Raw genomic sequence first — 16,286 nt, forward strand, 5'->3', positions numbered from 1 at the left:
TCGTCCATCCGGACGGATGCGGGATTCTCCTCGAGGGGCCCGAAGGCGGGGCTCGTGCCCGCCCGTTCGCGTTCCGTGTCGTGACGTCCTGCGGTGGCGCCGGTCGTGACACCGGCGGTGACGTGTCGTCAGTTCGAATGTTCCGAACAGTCAGCGTGGCCAGTGCAGTTCGAACAGCCAGTGCGGTTCGATTGGTCCGGGCCGCCCGGACCGCACCCGCGGCCCGGAGTCCGGTGATCGGGCCCGAACCCCCAGCGGTCGCGCCTGAGCCAGGCGGTCTCGGAAAGGAACGAGTGCTCATGCGACGTACGAGCCACGGGCAGGCTCGGCGCGGCCGGAACCTCCTGGGATGGACCTTCCCCGGTGCGAACCCCCGGTGGGCGTGCCGCAACTGGCTGCGCTGGCCCGGCAGTCGGCGCCACAGGCGGAAGGCGCTGCTGCGCACCGCGCTGGCGGCGGTCGGGCGCGGCTGGCCGGTACTGCCCGGTGCCCGTGCCGTGACCGGACTGCTCGGGCCGTGTTCCTGCGACGATCCGTGCTGCCCGGCTCCCGGCGCGCACCCGCACGACCCGCCGCTGCTGGCGGCCAGCACCGATGCGCGGATGGTGAGTTGGTGGTGGAGCGAGCGCAGCCCGGGCTCGCCGGTGCTGCTCGCCACCGGCCGGTCGGTGTGCGCGGTGAGCCTCCCGACGGAGGCCGGGCAGCGGGCGCTGGAGTACTTCGACCTGCTCCGGCTGCCGCTCGGCCCGGTGCTGGCGAGCCGGCGGCGGTACGTCCTGCTGGTGGCCCCGTACACGCTGGAGGGGCTCGGCGGCGTGCTCGCGGACCTGCCCTGGGTGCCCGGGTCGCTGCGCTTCCACGGGCCGGACGGCTATCTGCTGCTGCCGCCCGCGCAAGCCGCGGCCGGTCCGGTGCGCTGGATCAGGCCGCCGGCCGAGGGGGCACCGCTGCTGCCCCAAGTCGATCTGCTGCTAGGCGGGTTGATCGCGGCGAGCCGGGTCGCCCCGGACGGTAGCCGGCTGGCGTTCTGACCGCGGCCGGGGCCCGCAAGGCGGGTCGGGCCGCGCAATTCCGCGCCGCGGTCGTTCCGTCGCGGCTGTCGCGCGGTGGTTGCCGCCGAGCCGCGGTTCTCGTGCCGCGGTCTTCGCGCCGAGGTTGTCGTGCCCGGCTTCTCGCGCCCGACTTCTCGAACTCGGGGAACCTGTCTGGAAAATGGAAGATCCGGCCGCTGGCGACGGGGGATGCACCAGCGACCGGACTGTTTAAATGGTAACAAAGATCCGCGTCCGCGCAAATTGTCCACGGGATGTCCACGGGGCGTTCCACCTGGACATTTCCCGAAACGCGGGAGAAATGTGACGCGAGTCACCTTATCTTCTCGGCGGACCTGAGAGCCGTCAGTTGAGCGTCACCTGACGGTTCACCAGGTTGGCCCGGGTCCGGCGCTCGTCGGCGTTCAGCGGGGCGGCACCGGCCGAGGCCAGAGCCGCGAGGGTGTCCGCGAGGCGCTCGGCGAACTCGGCGGCGGGCTTCTCGCAGTCCTCCGCGGTCATCGTCGAAGGCAGGTCCCAGACCGGCACGGTGAGACCGTGCGCGCGGAACGAGCCGACCAGCTTGGTGTCCTGGCCGAGCGAGGACTGGCCGGCGGTGCTCAGCCGGGCGAGTGCGTCCAGCAGCTGCTCCTCGGGGACGGTCATCACCCAGCGCAGGTGGTTCTTGTCCGGCGCGGCGCACCAGAACGCGGAGTCCACGGACGAGAGCTTCTCGGTGGGGATGGCGGAGGCGTTGGCACGCTCCAGCGAGGCGGCGACCTCGCCGGCGGCGCCCTCGGCGTCCTCCAGCCAGAACTCGAACCCGGTGAACACGGTCGGGGAGAACTCGGCGTCCAGATCCAGCAGTTCCTGCAGGCGGCGGCCGCCCGGGGTGGTCCGGCGGGCGGGCACCGGGGTGCCGGGCTCGGTGGCCAGGGCCAGCTCCAGGGCGTCGGCCAGGTCGCGGCTCAGGTCGCCGGAGGAGGACTGGGTCTGCAGACCGATCAGGATCGAGCCGTCCTGGCGGCGCAGCGCGGGCCAGGCCAGCGGCAGCACCGTCGCCAGGGTCACCGAGGGCACCTCGCCGACCGCGAGTGCCCTGGCCTCGGCGTTCAGCGTCAGCGGGGCGGTCGCGGCCGGGACCAGCTCGCGCAGCGCGACCCAGTCCGCCTCGCCCGGCAGACCCTCGAACGGGCGGTGCACCAGCGTCTGCACCGCGTGCGCGGCCTCCCGGCCGTGGCAGGCCTTGTAGCGGCGGCCCGACCCGCACGGGCAGTCCTCACGGGCACCGACGACGGGGATCTCCCCCGTGCTCACGGCGGTGGACGGACGGCGCTGCGGCGACTTCTTCGCGGCCTTCTTGGCCATGGTGCGGCTCTCCCGGAAACGGCGATGACTTGCTCCCGCGCAGCCTAGCTCCAGGGGAGCGGGCGAACACGCTCTTCGGAACGCCACTGGGGTGTCCTTCGACCCTGGGCCCGGTCGGAAGCCGACCTCGGGGCCCGGTCGGAAGCGCGCCCGCCCCGGCGGGAGGGGGTCAGGCACTCCTGGCGCTCGTCACGTGGCTCACCCGAGCCGGCAGCAGGGCCCAGACCGTCACCTGACCGGGCTCGTCGCGAACACCCCAGTCGCTCGCCAACTGCCCGACGATGCTCAGGCCGCGGCCACCGCGCGAGGTCATCGAGGGCCGGGCGGGCAACGGCCGGGTGGCCGCACCGCCGTCCGTCACCTCAAGGCCGAGCAGGCCGTCGCCGTGCAGCTGCCAGCGCACCAGAATGCCGCCCCCGTCACCGAGATCCGGATCCAGTAGATCGGCCACCGACGTCACGGAGTTCACGGAAGTTCCCGAAACCCCCGGTGCCCCCGAACTCTCCCGGCTCTCCCCGTCCCCGTCGAGTGCCGCGAGAAGCGGCAGCGGACGGGCGTATCGACAGGAATTGCTGAGCAGTTCGGAAAGGATCAGTACCGCATCGTCAATCACCGCGTCCGGTATCTCGCGCTCTCCCAGATCGCGCCGTAGCCGCCGCCGTGCGACTGCGACACTGGCCGGGCCGTGCGGAACGGCCATGGCCGATGAAGTGGGACCGGACTTGACAAGCACAGCGTGCGCGACCATCAATGCCACCCCCGGACCTCCTTCAGCGTTCGCCGAGGGATGGATGCCCCCTGGGAATCCGTCGGAAACGACCGGTCGGCGATCCTGACCCGACATTTCCGGGGGCCGCAACTCACGGTACGCAAATGGTGATTAACTGCTCACGCGCTGTTGTGAAAGCGCATGGAATTCGCCAACAAGGTTGCCTTCGGCCTTGTTTGCGCTGTCCTTTGCGCCCCCACTTCACGCCCGCGTACACCAAATCGCCTGCCGTGGTTGGCAACTGCCCAGGGTGAACGCCGGTGGCCGAGGACGGCCGCTGTGGTGGGTGTCCGCCACGGCCGCCGTCCGTCACGGTCAACGCGCGTCACGGCTCATGTGGGCCCACGGTCCACGCGCGTCACACTCCACGCCGGTCCCGGACCGTTCCAGCCGGTTCCGGCCGTCTCGGCGAGAGGCCGTTATCGGCCGAGTTGGGCCAGTACCTCGCGCGGGCGGTTGGTGATGAGCGCCTCCACACCGAGCTCCAGGCAGTACTCGACGTCCGCCGGATCGTCCACCGTCCACACGTGCACCCGGTTCCCGGCCCGCCTCAGGGCCGGCACCAGACCGGGGTCGGCCCGGATCAGCTCGATGCCGGGACCGGCGATCCGGGCGCCGCCGGGCAGCCTGCTGGTCCGGCCGAGCAGCGGCAGCCGGCGCTCCGCCAGATAGACGGTGGGAATGGCGGGCGCGGTGCGGCGGATCCGGTGCAGCGAGAGCTCGGAGAAGCTCATCACCCGCACCGAGGACTCCGCGGACATCGCGGGCAGCAGCCCGTAGTACCCGAGCATGCGCAGCAGTTCGGTCTCGGTCCCGCCGCGGTGCCGGGTCGGGTGCTTGGTCTCGATCGCCAGCTCGATCCGCCGTCCGGCGTCGGCGACCAGTTCCAGCAGCTCGGCCAGGGTGAGGACCGGGCTGGGTTCGGGTGCCCCGGGCGACTTCCAGGAGCCGAAGTCCAGCCGGGAGAGCTCGGCCAGCGTCATCGCGGACACCGTGCCCCGTCCGTTCGAGGTGCGCTGGACGGTGCGGTCGTGGACGCACACCAACTGCCCGTCGGCGGTCAGCCGTACGTCGCACTCCAGGCCGTCCGCGCCTTCCTCGATCGCGCGGCGGTAGGCGGCGAGGGTGTGCTCGGGGAGGGCGGCGGAGGAACCCCGGTGCGCGATGACCCGGACGGCCGTGCGGTCGATGGTTCCTGGTGCCGTCGCTGAGAGGTCACGGGTTTCCACGACACCAACCCTACGGGGCGGTAGCTGGCCGGGAACCATCGGCACGGGGAACTCGCGGTGAAGAAAGCCGGCAGCGGAGGCGAAACGGCGCGGGAAGACAGGAATCCGTCCCCGGGCCGGGCCCGGGGACGGATCGCTGCTCAGGCGGCCGAACCCTCCCGCCGGACCAGGGTCAGCAGCCAGGTGGCCAGCGCCGGCACCAGGAAGCCGAACAGCGAGGCCGAGCTCCACTCCTGCGGCGTGAAGTGCACCGCGGACTGCAGACCCGTCCACAGGTCGGTCCACCAGCCGGCGATCGGCGTCGGGGACAGGAACTGGTAGACGGCGAAGCCCAGCAGCCACGGCGCCAGCATCAGCCAGCGGGCTGGGGCGTCCTGGTCGAGGTTCCAGCCGCGCCGGCCGGCGCCGAAGAAGTAGTCCACCGCGAGCACGGCCAGCAGCGGCACGAACACCGAGCCGATCAGGCCGAGGAAGTTGTAGTACGAGTCGGTGAACTCCTGGATCTGGAGGGCCAGCACGGTGACCAGCACGCCGATCCCGCCGGTCAGCAGGCGGCGGTCGACCCGGGGGAGCAGGTTGTGGATGGACATCGCGGTCGAGTACACGTTGGCGAACGACTGGTCGGTCTCGCGCAGCACCAGCACCAGCAGGAAGAGCCAGCCGGCCGCGACCCCGGTGAACGAGGAGAAGATCTTCGAGGCGTCGCCGCCGGACTGCAGCAGCGCGATCAGGCCCACCACGTAGCACCAGACCTGGGCCAGCGTGTAGCCGGAGAAGGTGCCCCAGTACGCCGCCGAGGAGGTGCGCGAGTGCCGCGTGTAGTCGGCAGCCAGCGGGACGAAGGAGATCGAGACGGCGATGATCGCGTCGGTCGCGTGCAGGAACCCGTTCCAGTTGCCCGCGCCCGGGTCGGGGAAGCCCTGGCGGCCCAGCTGCACCGTGAAGTACACCATCGCCAGACCGACCGCCGCCGCGACGTACCTGCGCAGCACCGCGATCGAACCCAGCGGCCAGATGGTCAGCGTGGTGGTCACCGCACCCGCCAGCACCACGAACAGCCAGCGCCAACCCTCGGTGCCGGCCACCGCCTGCGCGCCCATCGCGATCACCATGAGCTCGTAGACGCCCCAGCCGATGCACTGGGCGATGTTCAGCACCGTCGGCAGGTACGAGAGCTTCGTGCCGAACAGCCCGCGCAGCGACGCCATCGCCGGGGCACCCGTCCGGGCACCGATCAGCGCAGCCACACCGAGCATCGCGGTACCGATCACCGTGCCCGCCACCACCGCCGTCACCGAGGCCGCGAAGGAGAGCTCGGAACCCGCGGTGCCCAGCACGGTGGCCGCACCGCTGAAGCCCATCAGGCTGACGCCGAGGTTGGCCCAGAGCGCGAACTGGTCGCGGAAACCGAGGGTGCGGGGAGGCGCGGTGTCCAGCGTCAGCGGCGCCTCGGGGCGCGCGGCGGTCGTGGACGCGTCAGACGGTGGTGCAGAGACAGCCGACATGGCCAATGCTCCCTACGCCGGCATTACCCGGACAGGTTCGAGCGGTCTGCGCCCCCTCGCCCCATCGCCGGTGTGAATGGCGTACGGTCCGATCAGCGCACTCTCAGCCTGGACGGTCCAAGCTCCCGCGTGTCAGTTTGGAGCGGCCAGGTTAACCGCAGGGCCCCCGGAACCCCAAGGCCGAGGGCGCTCGTCCGGATCGCGGACGGCCGGCGCACCCGGTCGGCGTAGTTGGTCGGCGCGCCGGTTGGTATACCCGGTCGGACCGCTCGGACGGAGCGCTCGGACGGGAAACCTGTCGGGAGCATGTCGGGAGTACCTAAGGATTCTCACGAGTTCTTCAGAGGGCTCCTTACGGCAACTGAATCCTGGATGCGAAAAACTATGGGTCAAGGTCCTGTCAGTTATGGAGGTCGTCCGTGAGCACCGAGCACGCGAGTGGGTCCGCCGGGCCGGAGGAGGAGCGCTCCTCCGACGGCCAGGGGGCGGTGGGTCCGGCTCCTGACGCCGCGTCGGCTGGTGCCGCACCGGTCGTCGAGTCCGCGCCTACGGTCGCCCTCACCAAGCTGAGCGACGCGGAGGCCGCCGAGCCGTCCGCCCCCGCCGCCGCGGGCGAGTCCGACGCTCCGGCCCCCACCTACCTGGACGCGCCGCCGCCGACCGCCCCGGCCGCGCCTGCCGCGCAGAGCTACCTGGACGCGCCGCCGCCGGTCGTCCAGGCCCCGCCGCCGGCTGCCGGGAACCCCTACGCCGCGCCGGCCGCCTCGGCCGAGCAGACCACGGTGCTGGGCGCCGAGGGGCAGCAGCACCACCCGTTCGGCGCGGGGCAGCCGCTCGGCGGCTGGGGCGCGCCTCCGGCCGGCCCGGGCGAGCCCGGCGTCCCCGGCTACCCGGGCAAGTTCGGTGCCCAGGGCTCCCCGCAGCCCCGCAAGCGCGGCGGCCTGGTCGCCCTGATCGCAGCGGTCGCCCTGGTGGCCGGCCTCGCGGGCGGCGCGATCGGCGCCACCGTCGGCGGCAACAGCGGCAGCTTCACCAACTCCGGCGCCAGCCACACCAGCACCACCATCCAGGCCGGGGACAAGACCATCGACCGGGCCCCGAACTCCATCGCGGGGATCGCCGCCAAGGCGCTGCCCAGCGTGGTCACCATCAAGGCCCAGGGCTCGCAGGAGTCCGGCACCGGCACCGGTTTCGTCTACGACACCGAGGGCCACATCCTCACCAACAACCACGTGGTCGCCCCGGCGGCCAACGGCGGCAAGCTGACCGTCAAGTTCTCCGACGGCTCCGCGTACACCGCCTCGGTGGTCGGCCGCGCCCAGGGCTACGACGTGGCCGTGATCCGGCTCGACAACCCGCCGAAGGACAAGCTGGTCCCGCTCCCGCTCGGCGACTCCGACAAGGTCGCGGTCGGCGACGCCACCATCGCCATCGGCGCGCCCTACGGCCTCGAGGGCACCGTCACCACCGGCATCGTCAGCGCCAAGGACCGCCCGGTGGCCTCCGGCGACGAGACCGGCGCCCAGTCGTCCTACATGAACGCACTGCAGACCGACGCCTCGATCAACCCGGGCAACTCCGGCGGGCCGCTGCTCAACAGCGCCGGCGCGGTGATCGGCATCAACTCGGCGATCCAGTCCAACACCGGCGGCTCGGGCGGCCGCGCGGGCAGCATCGGCCTCGGCTTCGCCATCCCGATCAACCAGGCCAGCCGGGTCGCCCAGGACCTGATCAAGACCGGCACGCCGGTCTACGCGATCATCGGCGTACTGCGCAACGACGACTACAAGGGCGACGGCGCGCAGATCCAGACCGGACCGGTCCAGGGCACCCCGGCCGTCACCCCCGGCGGCCCCGCCGACCAGGCCGGCCTCAAGGCGGGCGACGTCATCACCAAGCTGGGCGACCACCCGATCGACAGCTCCCCGACCCTGGTCAGCGAGATCTGGACGTACAAGCCCGGCGACAAGGTCTCCGTCGAGTACATCCGGGACGGCAAGACCGCCAAGACCACCATCACCCTCGGCGAGCGCAAGGGCGACACCCCCTGACCCCGCCACCCCGGAAAACGCCCCGCTCCGGAAAAGCGTGTGCACCGAACCCCTCCGGACCCGTTAGGCTGACCTCCGCCAGGAGGGTTGCCCGAGCGGCCTAAGGGAACAGTCTTGAAAACTGTCGTGGCGTGACCCGTCACCGTGGGTTCAAATCCCACACCCTCCGCACGTGGGCGTAGTCCCAGCTCAGGGCGGGTACCGGCAAGCAGCCGGTACCCGCCCTTCGCTGTTCCGTCCTGCGGTGTCCGCCGTCGTTCAGCGCGCGTGGAACGTCCGTGGAACGTCCGTGGAACGCGTGGCCGGCCGGCGCGCCGACGATGAAGGCGGTGCTGCGGTGGCGCTCGTAGAGGGACTGCCCCTGCACCGGGGCCGAGCGACTGGCAGAAGCTTCGTCGTCCGCCGTGTCGGTTCTGGGAGGGGTGCCGGCGTGGAAGGCGCGACATCGGGATGCGCTCCCACGTCGCGTGTCGGCGCGCCATGCCGGAGTCACGCCCATCCGATGGACCCGACTGGGCCGGACTCCGCGCACGCCCGGCGCGCCGTGATCTGCAGCAAAGCCGATGAGGTATGCAGGAAGGCATAAGTGATTAACCGTCACTTATGCAACCTTCATCAATTCTCACCAGGAGACGCACAATGCGCCGTTACAAGGCACTGGGGTCGGTCGCGGGAACCGCCCTGGCCGCTGTCCTCGCCTGCGCGCCACTCGCACATGCTGCCGCCCCGGTCCCCGACACCCTCGGTGGTGATGGCAAGGGCAAGGTCAAGGTCATCAAGCTCGTCGCCCTCCTGCGACAGGCGGCCGGCATCCCGGTGGACGGTGGGTTGAGCCTCGGTGACCGGCAAGTCGGTAACGACGATCTCTTCCAGAACGGCAACAGGGTCGGCAGCGACGGCTTCGTGTGCACGGTCACCAGCCTTTCGCCGGACGAGCGGGAGTGCGAGATCACCCTCCACCTGCCCAAGGGCGACATCGCCATCCAGGGGCTCGCCCCTGTGATCCACAGCTTCCCCACCGAGTTCACGCTCGCGATCACCGGCGGCACCGGCGTCTACAAGAACGCCCGCGGTTTCGTGACCGGCACCAATGTCAACGACACGGAGACGGACATCACGCTCCACCTCACCTAGCGATGCCCGGGGCGGCGACCGCGACGCCCCGCCACCGGCGGACTCCGGAGGCCCGGCCACCAGAGGCCCTGCCGCTATACGCCGACCACTCCGCGATCACCCGAGTCGGGGCTTTCGTTCGATCGGCAACCCCTTGATCGGTACGACAACGGCTTCTGACGCCGTTGTCGATCTGGCACAGAACTGGCGCGACGACGATGGAGACGGCGCTGCGGGGATGCTCGTAACCGTCTGACCTGCAGCGGAGCGCTCACAGCGACCAAGTCGGGCGCAAGACTTGAACACTGTCGTGGCGTGACCCGTCACCGTGGGTTCAAATCCCACACCCTCCGCACGTGGGGATCACCCCAGCTCAGGGCGGGTACCGGAAGTCTTCGGCACCCGCCCTTCGCTGTTCCGTCCGCTGTCGTCCCGGGCGTGTGGCCCACCGGTGGACCGTGATCGGGTGGGCCGGCCGGGTCCAGTAGCGTTTCGACCCGCCGGGCCTCGCTGCGTGGTGGCGCGGACGGCGCCGTGCTGCCGGGGCATCGATACGCTGACGCCGTGGCGAGGACTGAGCTGCTGGTCAATGTGCGGGGGCACCGCATCGAGTCCCTGATGGACTTCCGCGAGGCGCTAGTCTCGGTGAACCCCGAAGCCCTCGGCTACTGGAAGGGCCGGAGTCTGGACGCGCTGTGGGACATCATTGAGAACCGGGGCTTCTCCGACCTGCTCGACTCCCACGACGTCCTCGTCGTTCGCGCGGACCGCAGCGAGTTCCTGTCCCCGGAGAACCGGGTCGGCGCGGTGCTGCTGGAGCTCTTCGAGAGTGCGACGCGCGCGCGACTCGAGTTGTTCTGATACCCGCTCACCGTCGGGGTGCTGCTCGGCGCAGACCTTGTGCGGCGGTCTGCGCGGCTCGTTGCGTGGGGAGCAGGGCGGTGGTTTGCGCGGGCAGCCCAGTCGCCGTCGGTGCACAGCGCCTTGGTCAACGGTCCGCTCACCTCCCTCCGCTCCACGGGGGCCAGCTCAGTCGGGTGGCCGAAGTCTGCGTACTGGAGTCGGCGGAAACGCGGATGCTCCGGCAGACCCGTGGTGCCCTGGTCAGGCGACCAGCGAGGCTGCCCACGCCGACGCGGTCGAGCGCGACGCTCACATGGCCGTCGTGGAGGCCAGGGCCCGGGCATTGGCCGAGTTCGGTTGGAGCTACCCGGCAGGGACATGAAGGCGGGGCGTTCAACAGACAGCGACCAGGCCCACCCGCCTGGTGTGTTGTGGGTGGGCCCGGCCGTTCTGAGGCGTAGCGATCGTTGCGACATGAGTGCCGTCGGGCTGATGCCGGCTCTGCTACGTGTTGGCGTGATGCCGTGCGTAGTAGGCAACCTCAATGGCGGTTAAGCCCCAGAAGAAGGCGGTCCCCGCCACCACGACTGGGTTCAGCGCCATAGCGGCGGCCCCCAACCCAGCGGCGGCAGCGCCGGCCCCGCCGGCTCCGAGAGCGATGGGGTCGCCGAGAGCGCCGAGACGCGTCATACGGGCTTTCCCGGCTCGCAGGAATCCTCTAGACACGGTTACGACACTTAATACGATCACACCGCCCCACAGGAGCCACATGGCATTCCCTCTCGTGATGGTCCGTCAGCTGCAGTATTCACCACTTCTATGCAGGCGTGATCGCCGTGGTCCTTCACTTGCGAGTGGAGTCCAAGGACCAAGAGGCCGGCAATGAGTGTCTAGCAGGTGCTTCCCGGCCTGAGAGTCGGGGGAGTCTCGTACTCACCCTCGTGGAGGCCGAGTTCAACTCGATGCCCGCGACCAGTGCGCCCAGCAGGTCGACCCGCCGGTTGCGAGCTTCCGCGCGCGGCACCACCGCGCGTTGGCCCGACGCGCGACCAGGCGTGGCCGGTGGGCATGGTGGATGCGAAGTCCGACTCGTTGAGGCAGGTCGAATCGCGCGTGCCCGCATCGGCCTCCGTCCGCAAGTCCGCAATTCCTCCGGATCAGTTGGCGCTGCCCGGGTCGTCGATCCCGGCCGATGTCGGGACGTCCCGGCGGATCCCTTGGGTGAGATGGAGGTCGTCGTCAGGGCTCGACCGATGATGAGTTGACGCCGAATCAGTTCCGTGCGCCAGTTGATCTTTGCCCGTGCCTCCCCTCTAACATGGGCCGCAGATCTGAGGGGGCTACCGATGACAGGACCGTTGACGCGGCTCAGGGCCGTCGCCGTGAACATCGACGGCGTGATGCTGAACGACACCTTCAGTCCGGTGATCCACCACTTCATCACCAGTCGGGGTGGCCGGTACTCGGCCGAGGTAGAGCGCCGGATCTTCTCGCAGCGGCAGGCGGACGCCGCCGTTGTGCTCGCCGAGGCCGCCGGGGTCGACTGGCCGGTCGAGCGGACCCTGGAGGTCTACTTCCAGGAGCGGGCCGAGTACCTGGAGCGTGATCCGAACCGGGTGCTGGACGGCGCGGTCCGGTTGGTCGAGCGGCTTCGCGCGCTCGGGCTGCGGACCGTCTGCTACGGCGGCCTGGACCGCTCCCACTTCGACCGCTATCTCGGCGAGCACTCCGGGCTGTTCGACGAGCCCGGGTACGTCTGCACCAATGACTTCCGTCCGGGAGTCAAGGAGATCGTCACCGAGGTGTTCGGCCTGGGCTTCGACGAGGTGCTCTTCATCGACGACGTGGCCCGGGTGGCCGAGCACGCCAGGGCGCTGGGTGTCCCGTTCATCGGCCACCCCTCGGACTTCGAGCACGGCCACCAGCGGGAGTTGATGCGGGAGGCGGGTGTTCGCCACATCGTGGACTCGCTCGACGTGATCGACGAGACGCTGGTCCGCGAACTGGATGCGGCGGCCGAGGCCGGCCAGCTCTGGCCGGAGCAGGCCGGGGCCGTCACGGGCTGAGCACGCCCGCAGCCGGGCGTACCGGTGGCCCGGCGTACCCGCTCGGCGCACCGGTGGCTGGACGCCCGGCAGGCCGGCACTCGCCACCTCCGTGGCGATGCGAGCACGTCCGTAACGAGCGCCCGTGGCCGTGCGGGCCCGTTCCGAAGGCGCGGATCGCGGCCTCAGGAGCCCGGCGGCGGGCGGCAGCGCCGTCACACGGTGAGCGGCACCCGCGCGGCCACCGAGATGGTCATGGTGAAGGCGGTCTCCCCGAACTGTTCTCCGCGGATCACCAGACGCCGGCCGGAGGGGTCGTCGCCCGCCACCTCGTCGGCCGTGATCCAGCAAGGTGCCTCGAACTCCACGTACTTGGTGAAGGACGTGTCGAGCGAGGTGATCATGTCCGCCTCCGGTGCCATCGCCCGGGCCGCCTGACGGGCGGCCTCCATCAGCACCATGCCGGGGATGTGGTCGCCCGGGTGGTCGAAGAGCACCGGGTGCCGGCTGTCGGCGCGCAGTTCCCAGCGGTTGGCGAGCCCGGTCGAGGAGAGGACCACGTCGAAGCCGATCCGCCGGCCGACGAGGGCGGGTTCGATCGGTGGGGGAAGCACCGTGCTGGGCCGGGCGGTCAGGTAGTCGCCGCGGAGGCGGCGGTAAACGGCCGGTGCTATGAAACTGGCCTTCAGGCCGGCGCTGGCCACCCGGGCGCCGTCGCGCAGGAACTGGGCGTCGTAGCGGACACCGCTCAGCCTGCGGCCGCTGTAGCGCAGATCGGACGCGGTGACCATCAGCTCCAGGTCGGCCGGTGTCCCCCTGACCTCCAGCCCCTGGAGATCGGAGTCGAAGCGCATGGTCTCCAGCAGGAAACAGCTGTCCATCGATACGTCGAGCTCGGCGTGAGCAAGTAAGGTACCGACCTGTCGGATGGTTTCCGCAATGAGAAGGGGGTCATGGTGAAAACCGTCGGGAGACGTGAAGAAGCTGTGACCTCGGGGCCACTGGGCCGAAACGCCGAAGTGTGTGGCATCCAGTCGGTGCCAGCGGGTCAGCAGAACCTCGGCCACGGCGGCGCGGTGTACCAGTTCCCTGGGGACAGTGCTGCTGAAGTGCGCTTTTGTCGAGGCTATCCGGTTGGTTACGGAGTTGAACGGCGGCTTGAACAGTGCCCAGTCCGGGGCTGCGGCGATGGACGGCGACTCGATCATGGCCCCTCTCCCGAGGATCACGAAGAGCGTGGTTCAGGGCCCCGTTGACCCTGGCATCACAATACAGGCCAGCCGGTTTATTTGTGGAGTGCTTCGTCCTTCAATCTTGCGAACGGGGCGGGGCGTAGCAGTGGTACGACAGGAGAGTCCTGATGGCACAACAGGAGCGCGCGATCCGTACGCGCCGGATGATCTTGCAGGGGGCTGCGGAGGTCTTCGACGAGTTCGGCTATGACGCGGCATCGATCAAGGAGATCCTGTCCCGGGTGGAGGTGACCAAGGGCGCGCTGTACTTCCACTTCCCCTCCAAGGAGGCGCTGGCCCGAGGGGTGATTCAGGAGCAGACCCTGCATCTGCGGGTGGCGGAGAACGCTTCCAAGCTCCAGGAGCTCGTGGACATCACCATGGCGGTCGCGCACGTCCTGCCGGAGGACGCCATGCTGCGGGCCGGGATCAGGCTCGCGGTGGAACGCGGATCGGTCGACTTCGGTGACAGCAACCCGTTGCTCGCGTGGACCGAGGTGCTTGGGGCGCTGGCCGAACAGGCAAAGCAGCAGGGCGAGTTGCTGCCGCAGGTCGACCCGATGGAGACCACCGAACTGATCGTCAGCAGCTTCCCCGGCATCACGCTGTACTCGCAGGTGGCGGCCGGGCTGGCCGACGTGGAGAGGCGCGTCTCGGTCCTCTGGCAGCACCTGCTGCCGTCCATCGCGACGCCCTCGGTGCTGGCGCGGCTGGACACCGCACCGGGACGCGGCGCTCGCGCGCTGCTGTCCGTTGGCGAGGCCGGCGGAGAGTCGGCCGAGTAGGCGGCGTTCCGGCGGGGTGCGGACCTCCCGGTGCCGCATCCCGTCGTCGGTCATTCTCCTTGCGCGGCCGATGAGTCGGGCGCTTTCTCGGTGCTTTTCCGGTGCAGTTCCGGTGCGCCCGGTTCGTAGGCCCCGAACCTTGAAGGAAACAGGCCATCCGGTACTGAACCGGAGGCGTTCAGTCGGTCGAGGTGCTCGGGCAGCACCAGTGCCGGGAGGACCGCCCACCACATGCGGGTGAGCATCTCCCGGTCGAGCCACCGGGTCTCCTGCCGGGCCAGCAGTTCGACCCCCACCGCCGCGGCGCCGAGCAGGTCGGCCGCCACCTCCATCGGAGCCCCGGTGTGGATCTCCCGCCGCCAGGCCGCGCGCCGCAGCAGCAGTCGCACCATGCGCACCCAGCTGGCCTGCGGCGACGGGCAGACGGACCGGTCCAGGCCGGGGTCGCCGGTCAGCCGGAGGCCGGCCCGGAACACCACGTCGTCGTCGATCCGGCGGGCCACCGAGTGGCACAGGTGGATCAGGTACTGGATGGTCGGGCCGCCGGACGCGCGGGCCTGGCGGACGCACTCGCGCAGCCCGTCCCGGGAGCCTGCCAGCACCGCCTCCGCCAGCTGCTCCTTGGAGCCGAAGTGGAAGTACAGCGCGCCCTTGGACATGCCGGAGAGCCTGGTGACGTCCCCCAGGCCGGTCATGGTGTAACCGTCGGCGTCGAAGGAGGAGGCGGCGGCCTCGATCAGTAGCTGCCTGGTGCGTTCTGCCCGTTCCTGGCGGGGCATGACTCTCCCTCGTGCTGGGCGGCCGGGCTGCGGGCGTGCGCGGCCGACCGGGTTGCCATGGACCCGCCGTTCCGCTGCCCCGCAGACGGCCGGGCGGTCGCGGGGAGGGGCAGGTGTGCGTGGGTCGCAGCTTAACAAACCAACTGTGCGGTATCACGCCTTCGGGCGACTTCACCGCAACTGGGCAAAGCCTTTGGCGGGGTATTTAAAACCAACCAGTCGGTACGATATGGTCCCTGGGTCAGCGCGACACCCGGTCTCCGGCGCGGCGTCCGGAGGGGCGGGTGGACGCAACCGCAGAGGAGGGGACGCGGGCTGTGGATCGGATCGAGAAGGATGTTCCGGACCGGATCTGGGGGGACGTGGCGGACGACTTCGTCACGGACTTCTCCCGCCGGATGCTCGCCTCGCTGAAGCGCCGTGACCAGCGGGCCCGTGGCGAGTGGTACATCGCCGGGCTGCTGTCGGTGCCGGGCCGGAAGTCGATGCGGGCGCTCGCCTCGGTGGCCGGTCAGGGTGCGGCCGAGCAGAGTCTGCACCACTTCATCAGTGACTCCTCGTGGGACTGGCAGGCAGTCAGGCACGCGCTGGCCCGGCACCTGGACCGCGTGGTGTTGCCGCAGGCCTGGGTGCTGAGCTCGATGGCGGTTCCCAAGGCGGGTGCACACTCGGTCGGCGTCGAGGAGTCCTTCCGTACCGAACTGGGTCGGGTGGTCAACAGCCAGCGGGCGTACGGCGCCTGGCTGGCCAACGAGGACCTGAGTGCCCCGGTGAACTGGCGGCTCTTCCTGCCGCCGGGCTGGCTGGACGACCAGGAGCGCCGCAGGCGCGCCAAGATTCCGGACGAGGTCGCCGGCGCCAGCCTCGAACTGTGCGCCGTGAGCGCGGTGGTGGAGCTCGCCGGCACCGACTGGGGGCTGCGGCGCCGGCCCGCCGTGCTGGACGCCCGCGAACTGGACGCCACCGTACTGGTCGAGGAGTTCGCCCGGCGGGGAGTGCCGTTCGTGATGCGGATCGGCGGTGCCACCCGACTGATCGGCTTAGATCCCGGGTTGCCCGGGCTGGGTGAACGGATGTTCCAGGCGCAGCAGTTGATCGAGCGGGCGAAGCGTTCCTCCCGGCGGGTGGGCTGGGTCGACCCCGACTACTCGATCACCCGGTCGATCCTGGTCGGCGGAACCCGGGTGACCATGCCCTCGATCCGCCGACACGGCGCACCCGGGATGCCCGAGCGGGCGCTGACCCTGGTCGGCGGCTGGGCCGGTGCCAAGGGGCAGCCGGCCGAACTCTGGCTCTCCAACATGGTGGAGGTGCCGCCGGTGGCGCTGCTGCGGCTGGGCCGGCTCACCCGCCGGGTGGCCAAGGACTTCACCGGGGTCAGTGCGAAGGTCGGCATGCGCGACTTCGAGGGGCGCAGCTACGCGGGCTGGCACCGCCACGCGACCCTGTGCTCGGTCGCGCACGCGATCTCGGTGCTCTCCTCGGCTCGGCGCCAGGGTTTCGACCACTCCCAGGAGCTGTCGGCGTAGCGAAGGC

General features: G+C 70.4%; 13 protein-coding genes and 1 tRNA gene. 8 read left to right on the top strand and 6 right to left on the bottom strand.

What is annotated here, in order from left to right:
- The first annotated feature begins 299 nt into the window (after window positions 1-299).
- Window positions 300-1,031, top strand: a complete 732-nt coding sequence (locus tag ABD369_RS14590; protein ID WP_344636804.1) for a bifunctional DNA primase/polymerase — start codon at window positions 300-302, stop codon at window positions 1,029-1,031.
- Window positions 1,032-1,397: 366 nt separating this feature from the next.
- Here ABD369_RS14590 and ABD369_RS14595 read toward each other — a convergent pair whose 3' ends face one another.
- The 4 genes from ABD369_RS14595 to ABD369_RS14610 all read right to left on the bottom strand — a co-directional run bounded on the left by ABD369_RS14595 (window position 1,398) and on the right by ABD369_RS14610 (window position 5,902).
- Window positions 1,398-2,399 (bottom strand): DUF5926 family protein, encoded by a 1,002-nt coding sequence (locus ABD369_RS14595; RefSeq protein ID WP_344636805.1) that lies wholly within the window; start codon window positions 2,397-2,399, stop codon window positions 1,398-1,400.
- A gap of 169 nt (window positions 2,400-2,568) precedes the next feature.
- Complete coding sequence (locus ABD369_RS14600; protein WP_425557620.1) at window positions 2,569-3,156, bottom strand: ATP-binding protein; 588 nt, start codon at window positions 3,154-3,156, stop codon at window positions 2,569-2,571.
- A 431-nt stretch (window positions 3,157-3,587) separates the two neighbouring features.
- The gene (locus tag ABD369_RS14605) at window positions 3,588-4,334 is read right to left on the bottom strand and encodes a glycerophosphodiester phosphodiesterase (protein ID WP_344636935.1); all 747 of its coding nucleotides are present in this window, start codon (window positions 4,332-4,334) and stop codon (window positions 3,588-3,590) included.
- A 203-nt stretch (window positions 4,335-4,537) separates the two neighbouring features.
- Entirely contained in the window at window positions 4,538-5,902 is a 1,365-nt protein-coding gene (locus tag ABD369_RS14610; RefSeq protein ID WP_344636806.1) for a purine-cytosine permease family protein, read from the bottom strand.
- Window positions 5,903-6,321: 419 nt separating this feature from the next.
- Between ABD369_RS14610 and ABD369_RS14615 the strand changes: the two genes are divergently transcribed.
- The 5 genes from ABD369_RS14615 (at window position 6,322) to ABD369_RS14635 (ending at window position 11,975) form a co-directional block, all read left to right on the top strand.
- Window positions 6,322-7,953, top strand: a complete 1,632-nt coding sequence (locus ABD369_RS14615) for a S1C family serine protease (protein WP_344636807.1) — start codon at window positions 6,322-6,324, stop codon at window positions 7,951-7,953.
- Window positions 7,954-8,034: 81 nt separating this feature from the next.
- Window positions 8,035-8,122: transfer RNA gene (locus ABD369_RS14620), tRNA-Ser, on the top strand.
- A 470-nt stretch (window positions 8,123-8,592) separates the two neighbouring features.
- Window positions 8,593-9,087, top strand: a complete 495-nt coding sequence (locus tag ABD369_RS14625; protein WP_344636808.1) for an allene oxide cyclase barrel-like domain-containing protein — start codon at window positions 8,593-8,595, stop codon at window positions 9,085-9,087.
- 543 nt (window positions 9,088-9,630) lie between these two features.
- Window positions 9,631-9,927, top strand: a complete 297-nt coding sequence (locus ABD369_RS14630) for a hypothetical protein (RefSeq protein WP_344636809.1) — start codon at window positions 9,631-9,633, stop codon at window positions 9,925-9,927.
- Window positions 9,928-11,255: 1,328 nt separating this feature from the next.
- A complete protein-coding gene (locus tag ABD369_RS14635; RefSeq protein ID WP_344636810.1) occupies window positions 11,256-11,975 on the top strand; it encodes an HAD family hydrolase in 720 nt (239 codons plus the stop codon).
- 194 nt (window positions 11,976-12,169) lie between these two features.
- On the opposite strand, the gene ABD369_RS14640 is transcribed toward ABD369_RS14635, so the two are convergent.
- The gene (locus ABD369_RS14640; protein WP_344636811.1) at window positions 12,170-13,162 is read right to left on the bottom strand and encodes a ScbA/BarX family gamma-butyrolactone biosynthesis protein; all 993 of its coding nucleotides are present in this window, start codon (window positions 13,160-13,162) and stop codon (window positions 12,170-12,172) included.
- A gap of 152 nt (window positions 13,163-13,314) precedes the next feature.
- Here ABD369_RS14640 and ABD369_RS14645 point away from each other — a divergent pair, with 152 nt between their 5' ends.
- A complete protein-coding gene (locus ABD369_RS14645; protein WP_344636812.1) occupies window positions 13,315-13,971 on the top strand; it encodes a ScbR family autoregulator-binding transcription factor in 657 nt (218 codons plus the stop codon).
- Window positions 13,972-14,021: 50 nt separating this feature from the next.
- Here the strand turns inward: ABD369_RS14645 and ABD369_RS14650 are convergent, their stop codons facing one another.
- Entirely contained in the window at window positions 14,022-14,750 is a 729-nt protein-coding gene (locus ABD369_RS14650) for a ScbR family autoregulator-binding transcription factor (protein WP_344636813.1), read from the bottom strand.
- 317 nt (window positions 14,751-15,067) lie between these two features.
- Here ABD369_RS14650 and ABD369_RS14655 point away from each other — a divergent pair, with 317 nt between their 5' ends.
- A complete protein-coding gene (locus ABD369_RS14655; protein WP_344636814.1) occupies window positions 15,068-16,279 on the top strand; it encodes an IS701 family transposase in 1,212 nt (403 codons plus the stop codon).
- The last annotated feature ends 7 nt before the right edge of the window (window positions 16,280-16,286 follow it).

The sequence above is a fragment of the Kitasatospora cystarginea genome (assembly GCF_039533515.1).
Lineage (GTDB): Bacteria > Actinomycetota > Actinomycetes > Streptomycetales > Streptomycetaceae > Kitasatospora > Kitasatospora cystarginea.

Bases quoted from the DNA above. Each gene is read 5' to 3' on its own strand.
- ABD369_RS14590 (WP_344636804.1), top strand. From the start codon at position 300: ATGCGACGTACGAGCCACGGGCAGGCTCGGCGCGGCCGGAACCTCCTG.
- ABD369_RS14595 (WP_344636805.1), bottom strand. From the start codon at position 2,399: ATGGCCAAGAAGGCCGCGAAGAAGTCGCCGCAGCGCCGTCCGTCCACC.
- ABD369_RS14610 (WP_344636806.1), bottom strand. From the start codon at position 5,902: ATGTCGGCTGTCTCTGCACCACCGTCTGACGCGTCCACGACCGCCGCG.
- ABD369_RS14625 (WP_344636808.1), top strand. From the start codon at position 8,593: ATGCGCCGTTACAAGGCACTGGGGTCGGTCGCGGGAACCGCCCTGGCC.
- ABD369_RS14635 (WP_344636810.1), top strand. From the start codon at position 11,256: ATGACAGGACCGTTGACGCGGCTCAGGGCCGTCGCCGTGAACATCGAC.
- ABD369_RS14640 (WP_344636811.1), bottom strand. From the start codon at position 13,162: ATGATCGAGTCGCCGTCCATCGCCGCAGCCCCGGACTGGGCACTGTTC.
- ABD369_RS14645 (WP_344636812.1), top strand. From the start codon at position 13,315: ATGGCACAACAGGAGCGCGCGATCCGTACGCGCCGGATGATCTTGCAG.
- ABD369_RS14650 (WP_344636813.1), bottom strand. From the start codon at position 14,750: ATGCCCCGCCAGGAACGGGCAGAACGCACCAGGCAGCTACTGATCGAG.